A 23,765-nucleotide genomic window follows, 5' to 3' on the forward strand; every position below is an offset into this window, starting at 1 on the left:
ATTAGCTCTGCGCGGTCTCGAATTGTAACTGGCTCAGATAACGGTATAAGCCCTGCTCATTGGCTATTAACTCCTGGTGATTGCCGGTTTCTATGATGTTACCTTTTTCCAGTACAATGATCTTATCTGCCTCGCGGATGGTTGATAAGCGGTGAGCTATGATAATAGACGTACGGCCTTTCATCAGTACCTCCAGCGCTTCCTGCACCAAACGTTCAGATTCTGAATCGAGCGATGAGGTTGCTTCATCCAGTATCAATATAGCGGGGTTTTTAAGTAATGCACGGGCAATGGCAATACGCTGGCGTTGTCCACCGGATAGTTTTACGCCACGTTCACCCACAATAGTATCATAGTCTTCAGGGAAGGAGGTAATGAACTGGTCCGCATTGGCTTTTTTAGCGGCCGCTACAATTTCTTCTTTGCTTGCGCCCAGTTTACCGTAGGCGATATTCTCTAATATGGTACCGCCAAACAGCAGTACATCCTGCGGCACTATAGCTACCTGGTTACGGATATCGGTTAAGGCATATTCATCGGCATCCAGTCCGTCAAAGTAAATGCTTCCGCTTTGCGGATGGTAAAATTGCAATATCAGCGCCGCCATAGTAGATTTACCCGAACCACTTGGCCCCACAATAGCTACCCGCTGCCCGGCATCGGCAGTAAAAGAAATGTCTTTTAAAACCGTTAACTCCGAACGCGAAGGGTAGGCGAACACCACGTTATTAAACGCCAGGTTACCATAAATTTTCTGTTTTACAACATTATCTATAGCGTTGATAGAAACATCTTCGCCCTTCTCATCCAGTATCTCTAAAACGCGCTCGCTGGCTCCAACAGCCTTTTGCAGGTTAGCATACAAGTCCGGGAAACTACCCATTGCAGCACCTACAAATATGGAGTACATGATAAAGGTAGTAAGATCGCCAAAGTACATTTCGTGGTTATGCACCAGTACCGAGCCATACCATATTACGCCTACAAAAGTCCCAAATAAACAAAATACGATGAACGAAGCGAATACACCTCTGAATTTTGCACCGCGGACAGCGATATTTACTACATCGCGCAAGATCTTGTTATAGCGGTTAGCCTCAAACGATTCATTCACAAAAGCCTTAACATTGGCAATGCCCTGTAAGGTTTCTTCGATGATAGTATTAGATTCAGCCAGCTTATCCTGTGCCTGCCTTGACAGGTTGCGTATAAATCGGCCAAAAACAACTGCAAATGCAATAAGGAAGGGTAATATAGCCAGTACCGCAAGTGTAAGTTTTATAGAAACTATGGCCAATAATACCACACTGCCTATCATAATTACCAACTGCCTTACCATTTCGGCAATTGTTGTAGTTAGTGTATCCTGTATCTGCGAAAGATCTGCAGAAATGCGGCTATTCAATTCACCAACCCTGCGGTTAGCAAAGAAGTTCATGGGTAGGGTTATCAGCTTAAAATAGGTATCGCGCCTGATATCGGCCAATGATTTTTCTGCTACCTGCACGAACCAAACTATCCTGAAAAATGATATAAACGCCTGGCCAAACAACAAAACCATGCCGGTAATACCTATTAAAGTTATGCTATGGGGTAAAAAAGAGTATTTGTATTTATCCTGAGCGGCATCAATTAAAGCCCCTAATATAGCGGGGAAGGCAAGGCCAACCAGGCTTGATATAAACAGAAATAGTAAACCGGCTATGAATTTGCCCCGATACGGTTTTATGTAGGTGAGTAGTTTGGCTACTTTCTGTAAACTTTGCGAATTTATTTTTGCTTTGGGTAATTCTGCTTCTGCCTTACTGCCACTGTTCAGTCGTCCTCTTGCCATTTATATTTTGATGTACTATTTTAATTAAAACGTAAAATTAAGCCTTTCTTTTCCTATTAATGACCAATAGCACTAAAATTGACGCAAGCATGAAACCAAATACTATAATAGATAGTACTTTTTTCTTCTCATAATCTTCAATTTGCTTTTTTAGCTGGGCACTTAAGGCTTCGTTTTGCTTACGATAACTATTGATGGTATTCATGTAACCAATACGGGCTTTCTCAATCTCCTTCGCGTTGTTCTCTATTTGTTTTTTTTGGTACGCGGTATAGTTTAATTGCGATGTCCGATAGTCAAAAAGTTTCTTCAGTTCTATAAAGATCTCGTCGTCGGTACTCACAATATCCATCAGTATATCGTTTGATCTGCGGATATCGTTTTTGGTTTGCATGCGAAATATTCCGCTGCGTTTGGTAAGGCTGCTATCGTACTGACTAAACTTTACCTTGCGGGCGGCAAGCATTGCATTTATCTTGTTGCGTTGTTTGTTATAGGTAACCGAATCTGTATTTACCTGTGCAAAAACACCGGCACTAAAAAGCAGGAGGGAAGTTAAAAGCAATAAATATTTCATAGCCTTTAGTTTATTGAAAATCAATAATTACGCTATCGCCAAGGTTTAGGCCTAAAAGTCCGCTGGCGTTGCCTTTGTTTATGGCAATCTCCAGATGGTCACTTATACCGAATAAGCAAAGTTTTTCGCCTTCGGGTACTTCATTATAATGCCAGCTAAGCTGGCTTATGGTTTCGTTACGTTTAAAGTAAAGTACAAAACGCCTGCCTTGCTGCACACGGTTAAAAAACTCTTTGGTAACATTGGTTATCACATTTTGGAACGAATCGATATAGATCACCGCCCCCTTTATTAAATTCTTTTCTATAACGGGCTGCAAGTTCATTTTGTTTTCAACGCTGGTTACCGGCAGGCCTATCTCTGTTAAAGTTCCGCCGTTGGCTAAGTGGCAGGCAGCCTTCACAAAAATATCTGCCAGCGGGAAGTGTAAAAACTTCAGATCCTGCATAATATTTATTTCCACAATCTCTTCCGGGTCCTGGTCAAACATTAGCGAAAATATGCCATTATCGGCACCAACAAAGTAGTGGTTTTTGTACCTAACAGCAAGGTAACGGGTGTACGTATTGTACACAGTATCAATGCCTATAAGGTGTACGGTATTGTCTGGGAAATAGTAAAAACTGTTCTTTAAAATAAAGGCGGCCTGCTGCACATTAAAGGCAGCAACATTGTTAGTAATATCTACAATATTTACCGTTGGGAGCAATTTATAAATACTACCTTTAAGGGCAGCCTGATAAATATCTTTATCGCCCAGATCAGTAGTTAAAGTTATAATTGCCATTAATTTTGTAAATATTTATTGCTAATCTTGTAAAGCATTTAAAGGTGCAAATATTCAATTTTTAATTCATAAAAATTCGCAAACTGACAAAAATCAATTAGTATTGAACGAGCTAAAGTTATCAATTGAGCAAATAAACCCCGCAGTATTATGGGGACCGAATAACGATCATTTCGAGATCATAAAGAAGCAATTCCCTAAGCTTAAATTAGTTGCACGTGGCAGCGAAATAAAAGTTTTGGGTGATGAGCACGAACTAACCTTATTCCAGGAAAAATTCGATCACCTGTTGCAACATGTAGAAAAATTTGAGAGTTTGAATGTTATTGATGTGGAGCGGATATTAGGCGCCAAGCCTACTACCAAACCCGCAGCAGCAGGCGAGAGTACCCCTGATAAGTTTGCCAGTGGCGAAGTTTTGGTATTTGGCCCCAACGGCATTATGGTTAGGGCACGCACGCCAAACCAGCACCGCATGGTTGATAGCCTGAGCAAAAACGATATCTTGTTTGCCATAGGCCCCGCAGGTACAGGTAAAACTTATACCGCGGTTGCATTAGCTGTTAGGGCTTTAAAAAACAAAGAGATAAAGCGTATTATCCTTACCCGCCCGGCTGTTGAGGCAGGGGAGAACCTGGGCTTTTTACCAGGCGATTTAAAGGAGAAGATTGATCCGTACCTGCGCCCCTTATATGACGCGCTGGACGATATGATACCGGCCGAAAAACTAAAGCTTTACCTGGAGAACCGTACAATAGAGATAGCACCGCTTGCATTTATGCGTGGCCGTACGCTGGATAATTGCTTTGTGATTTTAGATGAAGCACAAAATGCTACAGATATGCAGCTAAAAATGTTTTTGACCCGTATGGGGCCATCAGCTAAATTCATAGTAACGGGTGATGTAACACAAATAGATCTGCCAAAGAAACAGCAATCGGGCTTATATACCGCTTTGCGCATATTAACCGATATAAAAGGTATTGATATTGTTTACCTGAGCGGGGAAGACGTTGTACGCCACAAACTGGTAAAACGCATTCTGGAAGCTTACGGGGATATTCAATAAGAGATTTGAGATGTTAGATTTGAGATTTGAGATTTTGCTCGAACTGATGTCTAACTTGTAATAGATTATAAGAGTTTTGATGTGAGGATTGGGATAGACTGAAGATATTTGGTCTCATATCTCCAATCTCACATCTCATATCTAATCCATAATGGACGCAATAAAAGAAACACATTTTAATTTTAAGGGACAAACCAACTACTACAAGGGCAAAGTCCGCGATGTTTATACAATACGAGATAAATACCTGGCAATGGTGGTTACTGACCGTATATCGGCCTTTGATGTGGTACTGCCCGAGGCTATCCCTTACAAAGGGCAGGTATTAAACCAAATAGCTGCTAAGTTTTTACAGGCTACTTCAGATATAGTACCTAACTGGGTAATAAACGTACCCGACCCAAGTGTTACCATTGGCCGCATTTGCGAACCTTTTAAGGTAGAAATGGTAATAAGAGGATACTTAGCCGGCCATGCCGCACGCGAGTACGCCTTAGGCAAACGCCATGTTTGCGGTGTTACTTTGCCCGAAGGTTTAAAAGAGAATGATATTTTGCCGGAGCCTATCATCACCCCAACTACAAAAGCATCAGTAGGGCATGACGAGGATATATCCCGTGAGGAAATACTGAAACAAGGTATTGTGAGCGAAGCAGATTACGTTCAACTGGAAAATTACACCCGCCAGTTATTTAAACGTGGTACCGAAATAGCGGCCAAACAAGGCCTGATACTGGTAGATACCAAATACGAGTTTGGCAAGGTTGGTGACACCATTTACCTGATAGATGAAATACATACGCCAGATTCATCAAGGTATTTTTACAGCGATGGGTATGCGGAGCGCCAGGCAAGCGGCGAGGCTCAAAAGCAACTATCGAAAGAATTTGTTAGAAAATGGCTGATTGAAAACGGTTTCCAGGGTAAGGATGGGCAAAAAGTCCCGGAGATGACCAAAGAAATTGTACAGTCGATATCTGAGCGATATATTGAACTTTATGAACAAATTACAGGCGAGGCTTTTGTTAAACACGAGCTTACCGACGTAGTAAAAAGAGTTGAAAACTCAATTAATACGGCTTTGGCCAGTTTGTAATTCTTTAATTAAAGATAAATTAATTATATCTTAGCTTTTTAATTACGGTAATATGAAATTCACGGTTGACAAGCACGAGAAATATATTCTAATCAAGCTTAACGAATCAAAATTAAACTCTTTGGTTACGCCTCAGCTAAAATCCGAGTTGATACTGATCAACACAGAAGGCCAAAGAAATATCATCCTTGATCTTTCACAAGTGAAATTTGCAGATTCATCCGGCTTAAGCAGTTTATTGGTAGGGCATCGTTTATGTAAAAATGCAACCGGTTCATTCATACTATGTGGCTTAAATGAAGCTGTTTCCCGCTTGATTACAATATCACAGCTGGATAATGTGCTTTCTATTGTTCCAACATGCGAAGAAGGCATCGACCTTATTTTTATGGAAGAGATAGAAAAAGAATTGAGGAAGGAAGTTAGATAATAATCTGTTTACCCCGGTATGAAGTTTGAAGTTACAATACTGGGCAGCAGCTCTGCGACCCCTATTTTTAACAGGAACCCCACTGCGCAGATACTTAATATAAACGAAAAGCTTTATTTAGTTGACTGCGCCGAAGGTACCCAGCAGCAGATGCTGCGGTTTGATATTAAAGCCAGCCGCATAGATTACATTTTTATTAGTCATTTGCATGGCGACCATTATCTTGGTTTAGTTGGCCTGCTATCATCTATGCACCTTAACGGCCGTAAAAAAACCTTAAAGGTATTTTGCCCGCCGCCTTTAAAAGAGATTGTAGACCTGCAATTAAAATACTCTGAAACCACGTTGAATTATCCTGTTGAGTTTATTTTTACTGATGCTACCAGCAGGGGAGTGATATTAGAGAACCAGGATATTTTTGTAGAAACCATTCCACTTAATCACCGTATTCCCTGCACCGGCTTTTTATTCAGGCAAAAAAAACGTTTAAGGAAACTGATCAAAGAAAAGATAGCGGAGTTGGAAATACCAATTCCATATTATCCAGCAATTAAAAAGGGTAACGATTATGAGGCCCCCGATGGTACTATTTATAAAAATAGCGTACTTACCATTGAACCCCAGGAGCCCAAATCATATGCTTACGTATCAGATACTCTTTACAATGAAAATTATTTACCGCAGATAAACGCCGTAACGCTGCTTTACCACGAAGCTACTTTTTTGAATGACATGCTGGATAGGGCAAACCAAACCCATCATACAACCGCACTACAGGCCGGTGAGGTGGCAGTAAAAGTAAATGCGGGCAAATTGGTCATTGGTCATTTTTCGGCCCGTTACAAAACGCTAAATGAGTTATTAGACGAAGCACAAAGCGTTTTCCCAAACACAGAACTTGCAGTAGAAGGAAAAACGTTTATTATAAGTGAGTGAGAGAATGGAGGTTAGTTAATTAGAGATTAGCTAAAATCCCTCATTAATCTAATCTCTGACCACCAACTTCTAATCTCTAAAATCAGTCTGCTTTTTTACCAAATACCGAGAAGTGTACGTAACGGCTTGGGTGTGCTTTAATATCCAGGAACAGGTTATTTAGGTTGCCCGATGCAGAGTTAAGATTATCGTACATCTTAGTATCATTGAGCAATAAGCCTAAAGACCCTTGTGTGCTGTTGATCTTAGCCATGGTAGCTTGTAGATCGGCTACGGCTTTATTGGCATTATCTAAAGTCCCTTTAATGTTTGAGTTAGCCAGATCGGTACTTACCCTTTCAAAGTTGGTAGAGATACCTGTTAAACTTGCTGTGCTGTTTTTCAAATTACTTGATGCGATATCTGCATTAGCCATTATAGAGTTGATGTGGCTGCTTTGCGCGCCAACTATGGCATCTATCTTTTTGGTAGTACCCTCTAAAGTTTGAAGTGAGTTAGCAATACTTGCAAAACTACGATCAACGTTTGCCTGAAATTTTGGGTTCATAATTTTATTAATAGCTCCCAGGGCAGAATCAACCTTAGTTATTAATACCTCGGCTTTTTTCTGAATTGGCTGCAGGCTTTCTGCCAGGCTGCCTTGTATATCAGCGCGGAGGGTATCCTGATCGGCGGCATATTTGGTACTATTGCCTAATTCAAAAACAATAGCCTTGCTGCCTAAAAGATCGGTACTTTGTAATTTGGCTAAAGTATTATCGGGTATGTCATACTGTCTATCTACTTTAAACTCCACAGTGGTGCGGCCATCTGCATGTAACTCCATTTTTGATACCCTGCCTATTTGAAATCCATTTACCAAAACAGGCTTTGATATGGTTAAACCTTCAACACTGCGGTAAATGGCGTAAAATTTATTGGCTGACGAGAAAACATCATTCCCGCGTAAAAAGCTGTATCCTAATATTAATATGGTTATGGATATTGCGGTTAATGCCCCAATTTTAGTTTCGTTAGAAATTTTCATAGGTGTGTGTATAGGTTGCAGGCATTAAGCCGATGTATATTTATTGTGTTACTACTTGTTCTACTTCTTTTTTATAATTGATCAATGCCCTCACTATCGAGTCCACGATCTCATTTTGCCCGGCTTCTGAGTTTAAATACTCTTCATCATCGTGGTTATTTATATAACCTGTTTCTACCAATACCGATGGCATCGCTGTATGGTCGAGCACAAATAGTACCTGTTCCCGCACACCTTCGCTTCGGCGGCCATCACCATCGGTAAACTCCGTATTTATTAAATTGGCCAGGTGAATGCTTTGTTTACGGTACTTGTTTTTAAATGCATTGAGCAAAATAACCGATGCAGGGTCGTCCGGGTCATAACCATTATATTGATCTTTGTAATTTTTATCCTCATACAATTCTGCGTTCTCACGAAGCGCTTCAATTTGCGGGCCTATTCTTTTTGTACTGTAAACAAGCAGTAAAGGCCCTTTCCCTGAACGGTCTGGAACCGAAACTGTTTTGTATATAGGTATTTTTTTGCCTCGTTTGCCTTTTTTATAACCAACTACTTGGGTTCGGCGCCTGTCTGACAACGAGTTACAGTGTATAGAAATAAACACATTACCATGATTGGAGTTGGCAATATCTGCCCTTGAACGGAAGGCTACGTCATCGTCGGTAGTACGCGTCATGATAACATTAACATCATTCATTTCTTTTTCTATCGCTTTCTGCAATTTAAGTGCTATTGCAAGCGTTACATTTTTTTCAACTGAATAAGAGCCGAATGCACCCGTTTTTTTACCGCCATGGCCTGCATCAACAATAATAGTTTTAAGTTTAAAACTATTATTTACAACGGTATCCTTTTTTATGTAATTTTTTGATGTGAACGAAAACAATGAGAAGCAAACTATTATCGCGGCAAAGCCACAAATCATTCTTTTCAACCTGTTCAATATTTTATTTTTCATTATGTTTGAACGCTGTTAACTGTACCTGCAAAAATACTATTCATAATCAATTTTGAAATTAGTTAGGCTTTTTTTTCTACTTGCACTTATATTAATGGTTAATGAGATAGCCTCTGCACAAACGGGCAATCAGAATATAACTGTTAAAGATACTATTATAAAGCCTGATTCTACCAGGAATAAGAAACCGCCCGGCACTAAAAGCCAGGCACCAGCTGCAAATTCCCAAAAATCGGCGCGTAGCTTTACTGCCCCAAACTCAGTTCTTTCTTCAAAAAAGGATACCACGCCAAGTGCTGGTGGCCTTAAATCAATTGGCAAAGCGGTTGCCGAAGATTCATCATTTGTAGATAACGTTAACAAAATAAAATACTTATACGGTAAGGCACATGTTACCTATGAAGATTTTGAACTGGATGCCGAATATATCAGGGTTGATGAAAACAAACACCAAATATTTGCCCGTGGTGCTATCGACCCAAAAACAAGGCGCTATGTAGGCAGGCCTTTATCTAAACAAGGCACCGAAAAGCCGGTTGCGTCAGATTCCCTCCTTTTTGATTACAAAACCAAAAAAGGGAAGATATGGAACCCGGCATCAGAGCAGGAGGGGAACTTTATATCTGGCGGGCAGGCAAAAAGGCTCAACGAAACCGAGGTTGCATACCGAAACGTAATTTTTAGCACCTGCGATCTGCCTTTCCCTGAAACACACTTTGGCATAGTTATTACAAAGGGGATCGGTCAAAAAAATCGTATTATTTCGGGGCCGGCATATTTAGAAATTGCAGGAGTGCCTTTACCATTGGCTATCCCATTCGGCTTTTTCCCAAAACCAGATTCACGCACATCAGGAGTTATTTTACCAACGTTTGGGGAAGATGCAAAGCTTGGTTTTTATTTGCGCAACCTGGGTTATTATATTGGCTTAAATGATAATATTGATGTTACAACAATGGCCAGCTTGTATTCAAAAGGATCGTACGAGCTAAGTTCTAACATACGGTATTTAAAACGCTACAAATATGGTGGCAACTTAACATTAAGCTATGGCTCGCATAATTATGGCCTGGCCGGCGACCCACCTGTAAAAGATTTTAATGTTGCCTGGACACACTCGCAAGATCCAAATGCTAACCCCGGTACAACATTTAGCGCATCGGTTAACGCGGGTACGCAAAGTTTTTACAGAAACAGCCCGGGCCAAAGTAATTATAACCTGGAATCTCTTACACAAAACAATTTAAGATCGAGTATATCTTACGGAAGGGTATGGGCCGGAACGCCATTTAACCTTAACGTAAGTTTAGGCCACAGCCAGGATCTTACAAAAAAAACAGTTACCCTGGAGCTGCCTACATTCAGTTTCAACATGTCAACATTGAGTCCGTTTGATTCTAAAGACCGTGTTGGTGAGCAAAAGTGGTATCAGCGTATTACTGTTGGTTACAGTTTGGTTGGTACAAACAAACTGAACGATATCCCCGAATCTGAATTATTTAAAGCAAACACTTTCAGTAAACGCCTGCAAAACGGCTTACAACATCAGATACCGGTTGCATTTAACACTACCGTACTTAAATACTTTCAATTTAGCACAGGCGCGAATTATACCGAGCGCTGGTATATGCAAACCATCCGCAGAAGATTTGACAGAGGTAGCGTTGCCGGCCAGGTATTACCGGTTACCGATACTATTGCAGGCTTTGCCCGTGCAGGCGAGTATAGCTTAAATGCAAGCTTCTCTACCAAAGTATATGGTACAATACCTTTTAAGAAAGGTAATATAAAAGCTATCAGGCACGTATCAACACCGTCTATCAGCTTTAACTACCGCCCGGATTTTGGCGACCCAAGTTATGGCTATTACAAAACAGCCGTTAGCAGCGCTACCGTTCCGTATCCATATTACGCGCAACGATATTCAATTTTTGAACAATCGGTTTATGGCGGGCCTTCACCGGGCAAACAGGCAGGTATAGGCTTCTCGCTCGATAATACCATTGAAGCAAAGGTTAAGGCAAAAAGTACTGATACATCTGGTATAGACAGGAAGATACCTATTCTGCAAGGTTTAACTTTTTCTACCTTTTATAATTTCGCGGCCGATTCCCTGAAGCTTTCCAATATTAATTTTTCGGGCCATACAGCGATATTAAACCAAAAGGTAAATATCAACTTTAGTGGTTCATTTGACCCTTATGTTACGCAAGTGCGCGATTCAATTTCAAACGGAAATTTACAAAACTATATTAGAAGAATAAACCGCTATAGCTGGCAGGATGGAAAATTACCTATGCTTGCTAACTTTAGTTTTTCTATGAGCGGCAGTTTAAACCCGGCGACCTTTAGGCCCAAAACCCAAGTGCCCGTTGGTACTACCCTGCAAACTATGGATCCCAACCAGGCTCAGAGATTAGCAATGATAAACAGTGATCCTGGCGCGTATATTGATTTTAATATCCCCTGGAACTTATCCCTCAATTATAGCTTTAATTACAGCAACAACATTATAAACAGCTCATCAAGCAATACAATAATGTTAAGCGGTGATGTAAGCATCACCCAAAAGTGGAAAATACAATACAATAGCAACTACGATCTTAAAGCAGGAAAGCTATCTGATGCAACATCTTTCGCTATCTACCGCGACCTACATTGTTGGGACTTATCTGTGCAATGGCTGCCCTTTGGGTTTTATAAATCATACAACGTTACCTTAAAGGTAAAGGCATCTATCTTACAAGATCTTAAACTAAGTAAACGCAGCGATTATACCAATAATCAAAATTTTAATTAAACATGCTCGCAGAGATAATAACTATTGGCGATGAAATATTAATAGGGCAAATTGTTGATACCAATTCTGCCTGGATGGCCCAAAAGTTAAATGAAGAGGGTATAAGAGTAAAACAGATCTCGTCGGTATCTGACGACCGCCAACATATACTCACAGCCCTTGCCGAGGCTGCATCACGTGCAGATATTATTTTTATTACCGGTGGCCTTGGTCCCACTAAAGACGATATTACCAAACAAACCCTTGCCGAATATTTTAATGTTAAGCTGGTTTTAAATGATGATGCCTTAAACAATGTACTTAATATATTTGAGCGTTATAACAGGCCGTTGCTTGAGGTAAACCGTAAGCAGGCCGAAGTTCCCGAAAACTGTGAGATAATACTAAATAACAATGGCACCGCACCGGGTATGTGGTTTAATGTTGATGGTAAAATATACGTGTCAATGCCTGGTGTTCCCTTCGAGATGAAGTACATGATGGAGGAGACAGTGATACCCAAACTGAAAGCAACATTGAAGCTGCCGGTTATTATTCATAAAACCATACTAACGGTTGGCGAGGGCGAATCTTTCCTGGCCGAAAAAATAGCAGATATAGAAAACGAATTGCCTGCTAATATTAAGCTTGCCTATTTACCAAAAATGGGGCAGGTACGTTTAAGGCTTAGCGCTTATAGCGATGGTGAAACCTCACTAAATGATAAATTAGAAGAATTTGCCAGCCGTATTGTTGAAAGAGTTGGCCACAATGTGGTTGCACAGGAAGATATCCCGCTTGAAAAAGTGATACAAAATTACATGACTGATAAAGGGCTTACCCTATCTGTCGCCGAAAGTTGCACGGGTGGGTATGTGTCTCATTTAATAACCCAGCACGAGGGGTCATCTCAGTTTTTTTTGGGCGGGGCAGTAACCTATTCTAACGACCTGAAAGAAAATACTTTAGGCGTTAAAAATGAAACCCTATACCAGTTTGGCGCTGTTAGCCAGGAAACTGTAACAGAGATGGTTGAAGGTGCATTAAGGCAATTTAAATCAGATTATGCGTTAGCAATAACCGGTATTGCCGGCCCCGGTGGCGGCACACACGAAAAGCCTGTTGGCACCGTATGGATCGCGGTAGCAAATGCAAATAAAACTGTGGTAAAGAAATTCACATTTGGCAACAAGCGTTTACAGAATATAGAGCGAAGTGCCGTAGCTGCATTTTTCATGTTAATTACTTTACTAAAATAAAGTAAAATGTAACGTTTGAATTGTATAATTTTGTCCAAAGAACTATAGTTTTTACATATGGCCAAATACCAATTATTACTGCCAAAAATGGGTGAGAGTGTTGCGGAAGCAACAATAATTAAATGGAATAAAAAACCAGGTGATTATATAGAAGCCGATGAGGCAGTTATGGAAATAGCTACCGATAAGGTCGATTCAGAAGTTCCATCGCCGGTATCCGGAAAATTAGTTGAACAGCTTTGTAAAGAAGATGAGGTGGTACAGGTGGGTTCTGTAATTGCCATTATTGAAACGGATGTAGCCGAGAGCAATGATGTATCGCCGGCTGCAACTGTACCAGCCCCAGAAGCTGCTCCACAACCTGTAGCAGAAAAAGCACCACAATTTGTAGCACAAGCAACACCGCAGGCAATTGTTGAAGAACAAACCCCTGAACCGGTTGCTGCTATACCGGGCATTGATCAAATTGAACAAAGAGAAACTGCACCCGTTAGCGGTGTTAAGTACGAGAATCGTTTTTACTCGCCCTTAGTTAAAAACATAGCCACCCAGGAAGGCGTTGGTAGTGCTGAGCTTGATCAGATACCGGGCACAGGTGCCGAAGGCCGCTTAACAAAAGACGACCTGCTGAATTATCTTCAGAAACGTGGCACTAACGGGTCTGCAACACCAAACTTTACGGCCCCGCAGCAAACTGAAGTTAAACAGCCTATATCTGCGCCGCCATCACAGCCGACAAAGCCTGTACAACCACAAACTGCTATTCCTGTTGCCGAAGCGCCTAAAACTGCCCCACAACCTGCGGCTACTTCTGTTTCGGGTAGTCATGAGATAATTGAGATGGACCGTATGCGCCGTTTAATTGCCGACCATATGGTTTACAGCAAGCATACGTCGCCACATGTAACTTCATTTGTTGAAGCTGACGTTACCGAGTTGGTAAACTGGCGGGAAAAAGTAAAAAACTCATTTGAAAAACGCGAAGGCGAGAAAATAACCTTTACGCCAATATTTATAGAAGCAGTAGTAAAAGCTATTAAAGATTTCCCGATGATTAATGTTTCGGTTAACGGAACGCAGATCATCAAGAAAAAGGACATCAATATTAGCATGGCAACTGCGCTGCCAAGTGGTAACCTCATTGTACCGGTTATTAAAAAAGCCGATGAGTTAAGCCTTATAGGCATTACTAAAGCCGTTAATGACCTTGCTAACCGTGCCCGTAACAACAAGCTGCAGCCCGATGATGTAAAGGATGGTACATTTACTATTACTAACGTTGGTTCGTTTGGCAACGTTATGGGTACTCCAATCATTAATCAGCCACAAGTTGCAATACTAGCGGTTGGCGCAATTAAAAAGAAACCGGCAGTAATAGAAACACCAAAAGGCGATTCTATAGCCATAAGGCATATGATGTTCCTATCCTTATCGTATGATCATCGTGTGGTTGATGGTGCTTTGGGCGGGTCATTTGTAAGCAGGGTAGCCCATTATCTGGAGAAATGGGACATTAACAGAACGATATAATTCATAGATATAGAATCGATAAAACAAAAGGGCTTCCATATATGGAAGCCCTTTTGTTTTATAACTTAATCAGCATAACCTGCCAACTTTAAAGTTTCAGCATCTTTATCAAAATTGCGGGTAAGCATTTCATGAATTATTTTAAGCCATATTAATAGGCACGGAAATGCGATTAAAGCATACGGTATAACGTAGTTAACCCTTAAATACCGCGGAAAAAGATCGGAAGGGGAGAAGTTAGTTAACACCAGGGCAAATATGATAAGGAAACGTTCGTAACCGGTAATTGGCCGGTCTAAAACAACATACCAAATACTTACACCAATAAATGCGATAACATAGGTTGGTGGTTCGGAACTGGTGCTGAATATTATAGTAAAAATTAAAACCGATGCCAGTAGCAGTAATTGATATTTCAGGTTTCTCCAGTATTTAATTCTAAGCATCGAAGCGCCAAATACCAATATCGCTGGGATTAATATGAGCATGTTTGATAAATTCTTCACTAAGAATATCTTGGTTATCATACCCATCACACTTACATTCCCCCGCGTTGAGGTAAGGTTGGTCGCGTTTTTAGCTAATAGATCGGGATACCAATCGTGGTAAGTTTTTAAAATATACCCGGGCGATGATACCAGCATTGGCAATACAAATAACACTGCCGACCAAAAAATAAGGCTTAAGATAAACTTGAGCTTGTTATCTGAAAAGAAGAAGAAGGCAAGCCCTACAATACCGTATAGCTTAATTGCGGTACCTAAAATTATCATCAGCGCGGCCCAAAAATCCTGCTGCTTTCTGATAAATATAAAACTAAAAATTACCAATGCTATGATCAATGGGTTAACCTGTACGTTACCTGATGAACCCATTATACTATTGATATTCAGTAACAGTATCACAAGTTTTTGAGAGTTGTTTAAAGGCAGTTTTATAATGGAATAATATAAAATAAAAGCCAGAAACATTACCCAAAGTATAACCCCTAACTGGTTGGGCATTAAAGCAAAGGGGGCAATCACCAAACCGAATACCGGCCCGTAGTGGTTAAGATCAAAGTAATACTGTGGCTCGGGGCCAAATAAACTTTGCTGATGAATAAGGTTTAAAAAGTTATGCTTATAAATAATGTAGTTATTGTGCGTAGTTTCTTTATTCGAAAAATGTACAATAACATCTTTAGCCACTGCAAAAAAACTCAGGCCAAACCAAAGAGTAAGTATTAAGGGCTTGTTAAACAGGATATTTTTGAGTTTTTGCATATAAGGCGTATGGCTTGCAATAATACATAATGCTCATAGAGAAATAAAGAATGGCTTAAAATAAAAAAGAGACTGTACAGTTAATTACAATCTCTTTTTTATTTTAAGCTATATATATTACAGCACGGCTGCGTATTGTTTTTCCTTTGCTAAAGTAACTCCTGTTAGCTGGTCTGCAAATGCCACAAAAGCTTTGTTTTCTGCTATGCGTTCCTGGTTATCAATAAGTTTTTGCAGGTTTATCTTTCCAATAACAAATTTATAGCTACCTGAATAAAAACGTTCGTGAATGTGTTCAAACTCTAAGGCTTCAACCAGATCTTCATCCTCATAACGCAGGTAAATATTTACATCTACATTATTAGTGAACCGTAGGTTACTTACTTCTTTGGCTTTTTTGTATTCGTACTGATAGTCATAACGTAACGCCGCGATATCTGATAATACAGCCGAACCAGTTGGGTGCCCACCAGCACCTTTACCAAAAAAGAATTGCTGATCGGCAAAAGCGGCCTGTACAGTCACACCGTTGTATTCATATTCTACATTGTATAAAAACTCTGTTTCGTTTACAAATTTTGGTAATACAAAAAGGGCGACATGCCTGTCATCCAATTCTTTGGCTACAGGTACCAGTTTTATCTTTAACTTCTTTTCGCGGGCATATTGCAGATCATTAGGCGACAGGTTTTGAATACCAATGTTAAGTACATCATCTGGATTGATAACAACACCATATGCATGTGCTGCGGCTATAATCAGTTTGAATTTAGCATCGTATCCACCAACATCCATAGTTGGGTCGGTTTCTGCAAAACCAAGGTCCTGCGCCTGTTTAAGGGCGGTATCGTAATCAAGATTTTCTAAATACCCCTTAGATAAGATGTAATTTGATGAACCATTGAATATACCGCTTATAGAATGCAGTAATTCATTATCATAATATTCCTCCAGGTTACGAATAATAGGGATACTGCCGCAAACTGCTCCTTCATACAATAATGAGGTTCCATGTTTGTGCTGCAGTTCTATCAGTTCATTTAAGTAAGTGGCTACCATTTTTTTACTGGATGACACCACATTTTTGCCTGAGCTTAATGCACGCGACACGATCTCGAAGGCTGCTTCGGTATCGTTTATCAGTTCAACCACGGTGTTGATTTCCGGGTTATTCAGTATTTCATCTCTATCGGTTGTAAAAAGCTCATTAGGTAACGATCGCTCTTTGTCCGGATTTTTGATAGCGATTTTTACAATTTCGAGATTTAGGTTCTTTGTTTTGATAATATCGTACAATCCCTGGCCTACAACTCCAAACCCGAAGAGGCCTATGTTTAGTTTTTTACTCATTAAGCAATTTTTTGCAGTTCTATAATTTTTCCTTTTACATCGGTTTTAAAAAACGATGTGATAATATTTGTTAAATCTTCTGTTTCAATTAAAAACCCGTCGTGCCCGTAAAACGAATCCAGTTCGGCAAAGGCCGATTTTGGTATATGCCTGAACAGATATTGTTGCTCCTCGATAGGGAACAATACGTCAGATTTTATACCAATAACCAACGTACGGGCTTTTATCAGGCTCAAAGCCTTATCAATACCATGCCTGCCACGACCAATGTTGTGCGAGTCCATGGACTTTGATAGGTACCAGTAGCTATAAGCATTAAACCTGTTTACGAGTTTTTGGCCCTGGTAGTTTTGATAAGTTGACGCTTTAAAATTATCAATAACATCGCTCTGCTCTTCCTGTTGGGTAATATCGTAAGTTTTATAACTACGGTAGGATAGAAGGGCTATACTGCGCGCGGCTTTTAAGCCTTTACTGCCACCATCAGGTGCACCCGCATAAAAGGTACGGTCGGCACTTATTGCTAAACGTTGCGATTCGTTGAAGGCAATGCCCCATGGCGAATGTTTGGCATTTGTAGCTATCAGTATCAGGTTTTTGATGCGATCCGGCTCAATAATACTCCATTCAATAGCCTGCTGGCCACCTAATGATCCACCAAGTAATATCTCGATCTGATCTATCTCTAAATGATCAGCCAATAGTTTATGCGCTTTTACGATATCCCTTATAGTAAACTCGGGGAAAGCTAAATAATACGGCTGGCCGGTTGCCGGGTTTATACTTAAGGGACTTAGTGTGCCATAGGGCGAACCCAAAACATTAGCACAAACTATAAAATGATCTTTAGGGTTAAAGTGATCCTCGGTACCAAAAAAGCCTTTCCACCAATCAAAAACATCGGAATTTGCAGTGAGGGCATGGCATACCCACACTACATTGTCCCGATTTTCATTGAGGCTTCCATAGGTATTAAAGCCGATTTCAAGTCCTTGCAATTTTTGGCCGGATTCCAGCTCAAACGTTCCTGTATATGTAAAACTTTGTGTGCTCATTTGTTACTTTTTGGTTATTTTGGGAGTAGTTGGCTAAACAACTACCCCCTAATAACATCACTTAAAAAACTAAAAAAATCTATACTAACTCCAGCTCTTTTATTTTGGCAAATGCCTGTTCAAAATCAGCTTTAATATCATCAATATGTTCAATACCAACCGCCACGCGTAGTTGCCCCGGTAAAACACCTGCAGATAATTGTTCCTCGTCTGACAGTTGTTGGTGCGTAGTTGCAGCGGGTTGTATAATTAAGGTTTTAGCATCGCCTACATTGGCTAAATGGCTAACCAGTTTAAGGCTATCTATAAAGTTATTTGCGTTTTCTTTACCGCCCTTAATTTTAAAGGATAATACAGCGCCGAAGCCATTTTTCAGGTACTTTTTGGCAAGTACATGATGAGGGGATGACTCTAACCCCGGGTAGTTAACAGATTCTACCTGCGGATGTTGTTCCAGCCATTTGGCCAATTCAAGGGCGTTATCTACATGGCGTTGTACGCGTAGTGAAAGGGTCTCCAAACCCTGGATATTAAGCCATGAGTTAAATGGTGATTGCGCGGGGCCAAAATCACGCAAGCCTTCTACACGTGCACGAATTATAAATTGAATATTACCAAAAGGCCCGCCGATGCCAAATACATCGTTAAATATTAAACCGTGGTAACCTTCGCTCGGCTGGGTAAACTGCGGGAATTTTCCATTACCCCAATTGTAGTTACCGCCATCAATAATAGCACCGCCAATGCTGGTACCGTGGCCGTTTATCCATTTGGTGGTAGACTCTACGACTACATTGGCACCATGTTGTAACGGGCGAAACAAATATCCGCCTGCGGCAAAAGTGTTATCTACAATCAACGGTAAATCGTACTTTTTGGCCAATTCGGCAAGCTTTTCAAAGTCGGGTATGTTAAAGCCGGGGTTACCAATGGTTTCCACAAAAATGGCTTTAGTTTTATCGTCAATCAATTTCTCAATATTTTCGGCACTATCGTCTTTCGCAAAACGAACGTCGATACCCAGGCGCTTAAAGGAAACTTTAAACTGGTTATAAGTACCACCATACAGAAAAGGAGAGGTAACAAAGTTATCGCCTACTTGTAAAATATTGTTCAGGGCTAAAAATTGAGCCGCCTGGCCAGATGCTGTTGCCAAAGCCGCTACACCACCTTCAAGGGCAGCGATACGCTTTTCAAAAACATCGGTAGTGGGGTTCATTAACCGGGTATATATATTGCCAAACTCTTTTAGCGCAAATAGGTTCGCGCCATGTTCGGCATTATTAAAGACGTATGAAGTGGTTTGATATATAGGTACAGCACGGGCTCCTGTTGTAGCGTCAACTTCCTGACCAGCATGCAATTGCAGTGTTTCAAATTTTAAGTTAGACATGTTCTGTAGTTTAAGGGGTAATTAAATGAAATGTTAACGATTACAACAGGATAATACTATCCTAAAGTGGTATCACGTGTTTTTTCAGGAAATAGAAAAAGGGGACGTGTACTGCATCAACAGCAGCAGCAACACATACAAATACAACCAGAAGAAAGTTGTTTGTATACTGATAGCGTGGCCGTTTGAGCCTGCAAGGAGTTGTGATGTACGTAAATCAGAGTTTTCATGATTAAAAATTTATATCCCCCGGTTAACTATTCTCCGGGACAGGAATTGGCACCTTCTACACCTTGTAGGGTTGCCAGCGGGTTTTCGAGCCTGATCTCTCGCCGCTTCTTTATAAATCAAAATCCGTGTGAGGGAATTGATCAAGGTATTACTACCAAATAATGTTTCAAATATAGAATAAACGATAATTAAATTCCAAATTTAATTTTAATTAATGCGTTTCGGCTAATAGATCATGTTCCGTAGGAACAATTCGTTGGTAGAATATTAAGGGTAATTAAGCAGCGTTACAGCGGAACGCCTGGTGTTATTCAGGTTCGTTAAAGATGTATTTTTCATCCCATTCAATTTCAAACGCAATTAAGAACTTTCGGTATTCTTCTAAAAATGTCTCCTTTTTGTGGTGCAATTCTTGATTTTTAATATAATTAACAACCGTAGGTATTTGGCTCTTTGAATAGGAGAACGCGCCGTAACCTTCCTGCCAAGCGAAAGGTTGAGAGCAAAACTTTTGTTCTTTTATCCATTTACTGCTCTCAGTTTTTACATTTTGAATTAAGGCTGATACCGATTGATGTGGCCTCATACCTATAAAAATATGAATATGATCAGACACACTATTTATTTGGAGCACTTTATGTTCGTTCTTTTGGAAGATACCGGTAATATATTGATGTAAACGTCCTTTCCACTCATCGCCTATGAGAGCACCCCTATATTTTACCGCGAAAACAAATTGGATATGAAGTTGAGTGTATGTGTTTGCCACTGTCTATAACTATTGTATCAATCGTTCCTACGGAACGAAATAAAAATACTCCATTTTTGCTACCAACGAAATGTTCCTACGGAACAACCCTGATTCGATCTTACTGAATAAATAACCTACGCCATTGCCTGCGTTAAATCGCCTATCAGATCATCAATATGCTCTAACCCAACTGATACCCTTAACAGGTTAAACGGCGTTTTTGTATCCGGCCCCTCAACAGATGCACGGTGTTCTATTAAACTTTCTACACCACCCAAGCTGGTAGCGCGGGCAAATATTTTTACGGAATTAACTACTTTTTTGGCTTCTTCTTCGCCACCTTTTAAGGTAAATGATAGCATTGCCCCAAAACCGCTCATTTGCACTTTGGCAATTTCATGCTGTGGATGTGAGGATAAACCTGGGTACATTACGCTCTCTACATGTGGATGGCTTTCCAAAAATTCGGCCAATAGTTGTGCATTGTGCACATGGCCACGCACACGATAAGGCAGGGTTTTAATACTGCGTACCAAATAATAGCAATCCATAGGAGAGGGGATTGCACCACCCATGGTTTGTATATCGCGTATTTTTTGCCACCAGTCGTTTTTTTCGGCGGTAATAAGCACGCCACCCATCAAATCGCTATGGCCGCCAAAATATTTGGTTGATGAATGCATCACTATATCGGCACCTAAAGCTATAGCTTGCTGGCAAAGTGGAGTGGCAAATGTATTATCGCAAACCACTTTTATATTACGCCCACGGGCTATGCTTACTACTTTTTTTATATCGGTAATTTTTAATAGCGGGTTAGATGGTGTCTCTATCCATATTACACCGGTATTTGGTTTTATATGGGCATTTAAAACATCGCTATCATTCACATCAATAAAATCGAACTCCAAAATACCTGCAAAAAGCATTTTTAGCTGATTACGCAGCCCATGATACATATCATCGGGGCAAATAATATGTGTGCCCGGCTCTAACGATTGAAATACCGACATGCCCGCCGCATTACCTGATGAAAATGCTGCCGCCTCAACACCACTCTCTAACTGAGCCAATACGTTTTCTAACGAAGTGCGGTTTGGATTAGCCGCACGGCTATAAGAATACCCGGATGAAAACTCGCCATCTTCATCACGCACAAACGTGGTAGACATAACAATGGGTTGTATAACTGCTTTTGATGAGGCATCGGTATGGTTGCCGGCGTGAATGGCGATGGTTTCTATTTTCATTATATTAAAGCTAAGCCGCCAAATTAACTAAGAATATTTGTGATTTATAGTAGCAATTTAAATGTGTTTGCCTATTTTATTCATAAAACCAACTTTATATTAAAGGTTAGGTAGACGATTGTTTCGATGGCCTAAATGTCACATCTGTTTCCACTTATGAGCTTTTTCTCTCTGTAAAAACACTGTCATACTCTGTGTTTAAACACACATTAAGTTGCCGCATTCGTTTTAAAACTGATGCAATTTGCTACATTTGCTCAAATATTTTTCTAAATGGAAGTATCAGATAATTTTCGGGTATTGTTGGATAATCCCCAACTTTTGCCCGAGCTTAAAGACATTGCTGAGAAGGTACTTCATAACCAGCGCATCACTTTTGATGAAGGCGTTTTGCTTTATGAAAAAGCCGAATTAGGCTACCTGGGAGTACTTGCCAACTACATACGCGAGCAAAAACACGGTGATAAAACATACTTTAACCGTAATTTTCACATCGAGCCAACCAACCTTTGTATTTACGATTGTAAATTCTGTTCTTACTCCAGGTTGTTAAAACAACGTGCCGATGGTTGGGAGTACACTATGGAAGAGATGCTGGATATTGTTAAGAAATACGATGACCAGCCGGTTACCGAAGTGCACATTGTAGGTGGTGTTTTGCCGCAATATGATGTTGCCTTTTATAGTGAACTGTTCAGCAAGATAAAAGCACACAGGCCTAATCTGCATGTGAAGGCTTTAACCCCCGTAGAGTATCATTATATATTTAAAAAAGCAAAGATAGATTACGCTACGGGTATGAAGTTGATGAAGGACTCAGGTTTGGAATCAATACCCGGAGGAGGTGCAGAGATCTTTCACCCCGAAGTGCGTGACCTGATAGCTAAAGATAAATGTACTGGTGACCAATGGCTTGCTATACACGAGGAATGGCATAAATTGGGTATGCGATCAAACGCTACCATGCTTTACGGCCATATCGAAAAGTTTCATCACCGCATCGACCATATGGAACAACTGCGCCAACTGCAGGATAAAACAAGTGGGTTCCAAACATTCATCCCCCTAAAATTCCGTAACCAGGATAACCAGATGAGCCATGTGCCTGAATCAACCGTAGTGGAAGATTTGCGTAATTATGCCATTGCACGTATCTACCTTGATAATTTTGATCACATAAAAGCCTATTGGGCCATGATAAGCCGCACAACAGCGCAGCTATCGCTTAATTTTGGCGTGGATGATATTGATGGTACGCTTGATGATACTACCAAAATATACTCAATGGCGGGCGCTGAAGAGCAAAACCCGGGCATGAGCACCAAAGAATTGGTAGACCTGATAAAACATGCGGGTCGCTACCCAATTGAGCGCGATACGCTCTATAATGTAATTACAGATTATAACGATTACCAGTTTGCGGAAGAAGTAAAACCGCGCTTTTATAAATTGCCTGTCATAAATTAGGTTATTAGTTCACTGGTTCATCAGTTTATTAGTATAATGCTTTAAACTTTGAAAACCAATGAACTAATGTACAAATGAACTAATGAACAAAATAGAAAAGACTTTATATATAGTACGCCACGGCCAAACAGACCTTAATAAACAAGGTATTGTACAAGGCAGGGGCAGGGATACTGATCTAAATGACGAAGGTCGCCGCCAGGCAAGCCAGTTTTACGAAGCTTACAAAGATGTACCTTTCGATAAAATATACATATCTGAACTTAAACGTACGCAACAAAGCATCCAGCAGTTTATTGACATAGGGCTGCCTTATGAAAAATTAGCCGGTCTTGATGAGTTAGCATGGGGCATACATGAAGGCCAGCCAGCCACCCCCGAAACCAAAGCCGCGTTTTTGCAATTAATGCGCGACTGGCTTGATGGTAAGCTTGATGAGAAATTTGAAGGTGGCGAAAGCCCCAATGAAGTTAAGGCAAGGCAGCTGGAGGCGCTTGACGTAATTATGAGCCATCCGGAGGAAAAAACCGTGTTGATATGCATGCATGGCCGTGCTTTGCGTTTGCTGATGTGCATACTTACCAACCAGCCGCTTACGCAAATGGATAGTTTCCCGCATCAAAACCTGGTTTTATACAAGGTAATTTACGATGGCAGCCAGTTTGAAATTGTTGAAGCCAACAATGCCAAACATTTAAAAAACTCATAGAGAGAATAC

Annotated in this window: 20 protein-coding genes and 1 riboswitch; of the genes, 9 read left to right on the top strand and 11 right to left on the bottom strand. The window is 40.5% G+C overall.

Translation table 11 applies throughout. From position 1 onward, the window contains the following. Nucleotide 1: 1 nt before the first annotated feature. The 3 genes from NPE20_RS02540 to NPE20_RS02550 are packed head-to-tail and all read right to left on the bottom strand — an operon-like array spanning nt 2 to nt 3,198. Entirely contained in the window at nt 2-1,834 is a 1,833-nt protein-coding gene (locus tag NPE20_RS02540) for an ABC transporter ATP-binding protein (RefSeq protein WP_256537027.1), read from the bottom strand. A gap of 37 nt (nt 1,835-1,871) precedes the next feature. Beyond that, nucleotides 1,872-2,411, bottom strand: a complete 540-nt coding sequence (locus NPE20_RS02545) for a hypothetical protein (protein WP_256537028.1) — start codon at nt 2,409-2,411, stop codon at nt 1,872-1,874. Nucleotides 2,412-2,421: 10 nt separating this feature from the next. After that, a complete protein-coding gene (locus tag NPE20_RS02550) occupies nt 2,422-3,198 on the bottom strand; it encodes an SAM hydrolase/SAM-dependent halogenase family protein (protein WP_256537029.1) in 777 nt (258 codons plus the stop codon). A gap of 103 nt (nt 3,199-3,301) precedes the next feature. On the opposite strand from NPE20_RS02550, the gene NPE20_RS02555 reads away from it, so the two are divergent. From NPE20_RS02555 to NPE20_RS02570, 4 genes are all read left to right on the top strand, one after another. Then, entirely contained in the window at nt 3,302-4,267 is a 966-nt protein-coding gene (locus NPE20_RS02555; RefSeq protein ID WP_256537030.1) for a PhoH family protein, read from the top strand. 151 nt (nt 4,268-4,418) lie between these two features. Further along, complete coding sequence (locus NPE20_RS02560) at nt 4,419-5,363, top strand: phosphoribosylaminoimidazolesuccinocarboxamide synthase (protein ID WP_256537031.1); 945 nt, start codon at nt 4,419-4,421, stop codon at nt 5,361-5,363. Between the two features lie 52 nt (nt 5,364-5,415). Next, entirely contained in the window at nt 5,416-5,793 is a 378-nt protein-coding gene (locus NPE20_RS02565; protein WP_256537032.1) for an STAS domain-containing protein, read from the top strand. 18 nt (nt 5,794-5,811) lie between these two features. Beyond that, complete coding sequence (locus tag NPE20_RS02570) at nt 5,812-6,729, top strand: ribonuclease Z (protein WP_256537033.1); 918 nt, start codon at nt 5,812-5,814, stop codon at nt 6,727-6,729. An 82-nt stretch (nt 6,730-6,811) separates the two neighbouring features. Here the strand turns inward: NPE20_RS02570 and NPE20_RS02575 are convergent, their stop codons facing one another. After that, complete coding sequence (locus tag NPE20_RS02575; RefSeq protein WP_256537034.1) at nt 6,812-7,756, bottom strand: MlaD family protein; 945 nt, start codon at nt 7,754-7,756, stop codon at nt 6,812-6,814. A 40-nt stretch (nt 7,757-7,796) separates the two neighbouring features. Then, complete coding sequence (locus NPE20_RS02580; RefSeq protein WP_256537035.1) at nt 7,797-8,717, bottom strand: N-acetylmuramoyl-L-alanine amidase family protein; 921 nt, start codon at nt 8,715-8,717, stop codon at nt 7,797-7,799. A gap of 94 nt (nt 8,718-8,811) precedes the next feature. Here NPE20_RS02580 and NPE20_RS02585 point away from each other — a divergent pair, with 94 nt between their 5' ends. Genes NPE20_RS02585 through NPE20_RS02595 form a run of 3 tightly spaced genes read left to right on the top strand, consistent with a single transcriptional unit; the run spans nt 8,812 to nt 14,285 of the window. After that, nucleotides 8,812-11,517: a putative LPS assembly protein LptD gene (locus NPE20_RS02585; RefSeq protein WP_256537036.1), complete on the top strand. Its 2,706-nt coding sequence runs from the start codon at nt 8,812-8,814 to the stop codon at nt 11,515-11,517. A gap of 2 nt (nt 11,518-11,519) precedes the next feature. Further along, a complete protein-coding gene (locus tag NPE20_RS02590) occupies nt 11,520-12,755 on the top strand; it encodes a competence/damage-inducible protein A (protein WP_256537037.1) in 1,236 nt (411 codons plus the stop codon). A gap of 57 nt (nt 12,756-12,812) precedes the next feature. Further along, nucleotides 12,813-14,285: a dihydrolipoamide acetyltransferase family protein gene (locus tag NPE20_RS02595; RefSeq protein WP_256537038.1), complete on the top strand. Its 1,473-nt coding sequence runs from the start codon at nt 12,813-12,815 to the stop codon at nt 14,283-14,285. A 65-nt stretch (nt 14,286-14,350) separates the two neighbouring features. Here the strand turns inward: NPE20_RS02595 and NPE20_RS02600 are convergent, their stop codons facing one another. The 6 genes from NPE20_RS02600 to NPE20_RS02625 all read right to left on the bottom strand — a co-directional run bounded on the left by NPE20_RS02600 (nt 14,351) and on the right by NPE20_RS02625 (nt 21,580). Then, nucleotides 14,351-15,550 (bottom strand): glycosyltransferase family 87 protein, encoded by a 1,200-nt coding sequence (locus tag NPE20_RS02600; RefSeq protein WP_256537040.1) that lies wholly within the window; start codon nt 15,548-15,550, stop codon nt 14,351-14,353. 117 nt (nt 15,551-15,667) lie between these two features. Further along, on the bottom strand, nt 15,668-16,900 hold the full coding sequence (locus NPE20_RS02605) for a homoserine dehydrogenase (protein ID WP_256537041.1): 1,233 nt from the start codon (nt 16,898-16,900) through the stop codon (nt 15,668-15,670). Then, entirely contained in the window at nt 16,900-17,955 is a 1,056-nt protein-coding gene (locus tag NPE20_RS02610) for a homoserine O-acetyltransferase family protein (RefSeq protein WP_256537042.1), read from the bottom strand. The genes NPE20_RS02605 and NPE20_RS02610 overlap by 1 nt, the downstream gene beginning before the upstream one ends. A 79-nt stretch (nt 17,956-18,034) precedes the next feature. After that, nucleotides 18,035-19,348, bottom strand: a complete 1,314-nt coding sequence (locus NPE20_RS02615) for an O-acetylhomoserine aminocarboxypropyltransferase/cysteine synthase family protein (RefSeq protein ID WP_256537043.1) — start codon at nt 19,346-19,348, stop codon at nt 18,035-18,037. A 237-nt stretch (nt 19,349-19,585) separates the two neighbouring features. Then, nucleotides 19,586-19,697: riboswitch (SAM riboswitch) on the bottom strand. A 189-nt stretch (nt 19,698-19,886) separates the two neighbouring features. Continuing rightward, the gene (tnpA, locus tag NPE20_RS02620; protein WP_256537044.1) at nt 19,887-20,348 is read right to left on the bottom strand and encodes an IS200/IS605 family transposase; all 462 of its coding nucleotides are present in this window, start codon (nt 20,346-20,348) and stop codon (nt 19,887-19,889) included. A 116-nt stretch (nt 20,349-20,464) separates the two neighbouring features. Further along, on the bottom strand, nt 20,465-21,580 hold the full coding sequence (locus NPE20_RS02625; protein ID WP_256537045.1) for a trans-sulfuration enzyme family protein: 1,116 nt from the start codon (nt 21,578-21,580) through the stop codon (nt 20,465-20,467). Nucleotides 21,581-21,853: 273 nt separating this feature from the next. On the opposite strand from NPE20_RS02625, the gene mqnE reads away from it, so the two are divergent. Together mqnE and NPE20_RS02635 are read left to right on the top strand one after the other, a co-directional pair. Then, nucleotides 21,854-23,047, top strand: a complete 1,194-nt coding sequence (gene mqnE / locus NPE20_RS02630; protein ID WP_256537046.1) for an aminofutalosine synthase MqnE — start codon at nt 21,854-21,856, stop codon at nt 23,045-23,047. An 82-nt stretch (nt 23,048-23,129) separates the two neighbouring features. Continuing rightward, the gene (locus NPE20_RS02635) at nt 23,130-23,756 is read left to right on the top strand and encodes a histidine phosphatase family protein (RefSeq protein WP_256537047.1); all 627 of its coding nucleotides are present in this window, start codon (nt 23,130-23,132) and stop codon (nt 23,754-23,756) included. The last annotated feature ends 9 nt before the right edge of the window (nt 23,757-23,765 follow it).

The sequence above is a fragment of the Mucilaginibacter aquariorum genome (assembly GCF_024498135.1).
Classification (GTDB): Bacteria; Bacteroidota; Bacteroidia; order Sphingobacteriales; family Sphingobacteriaceae; genus Mucilaginibacter; species Mucilaginibacter aquariorum.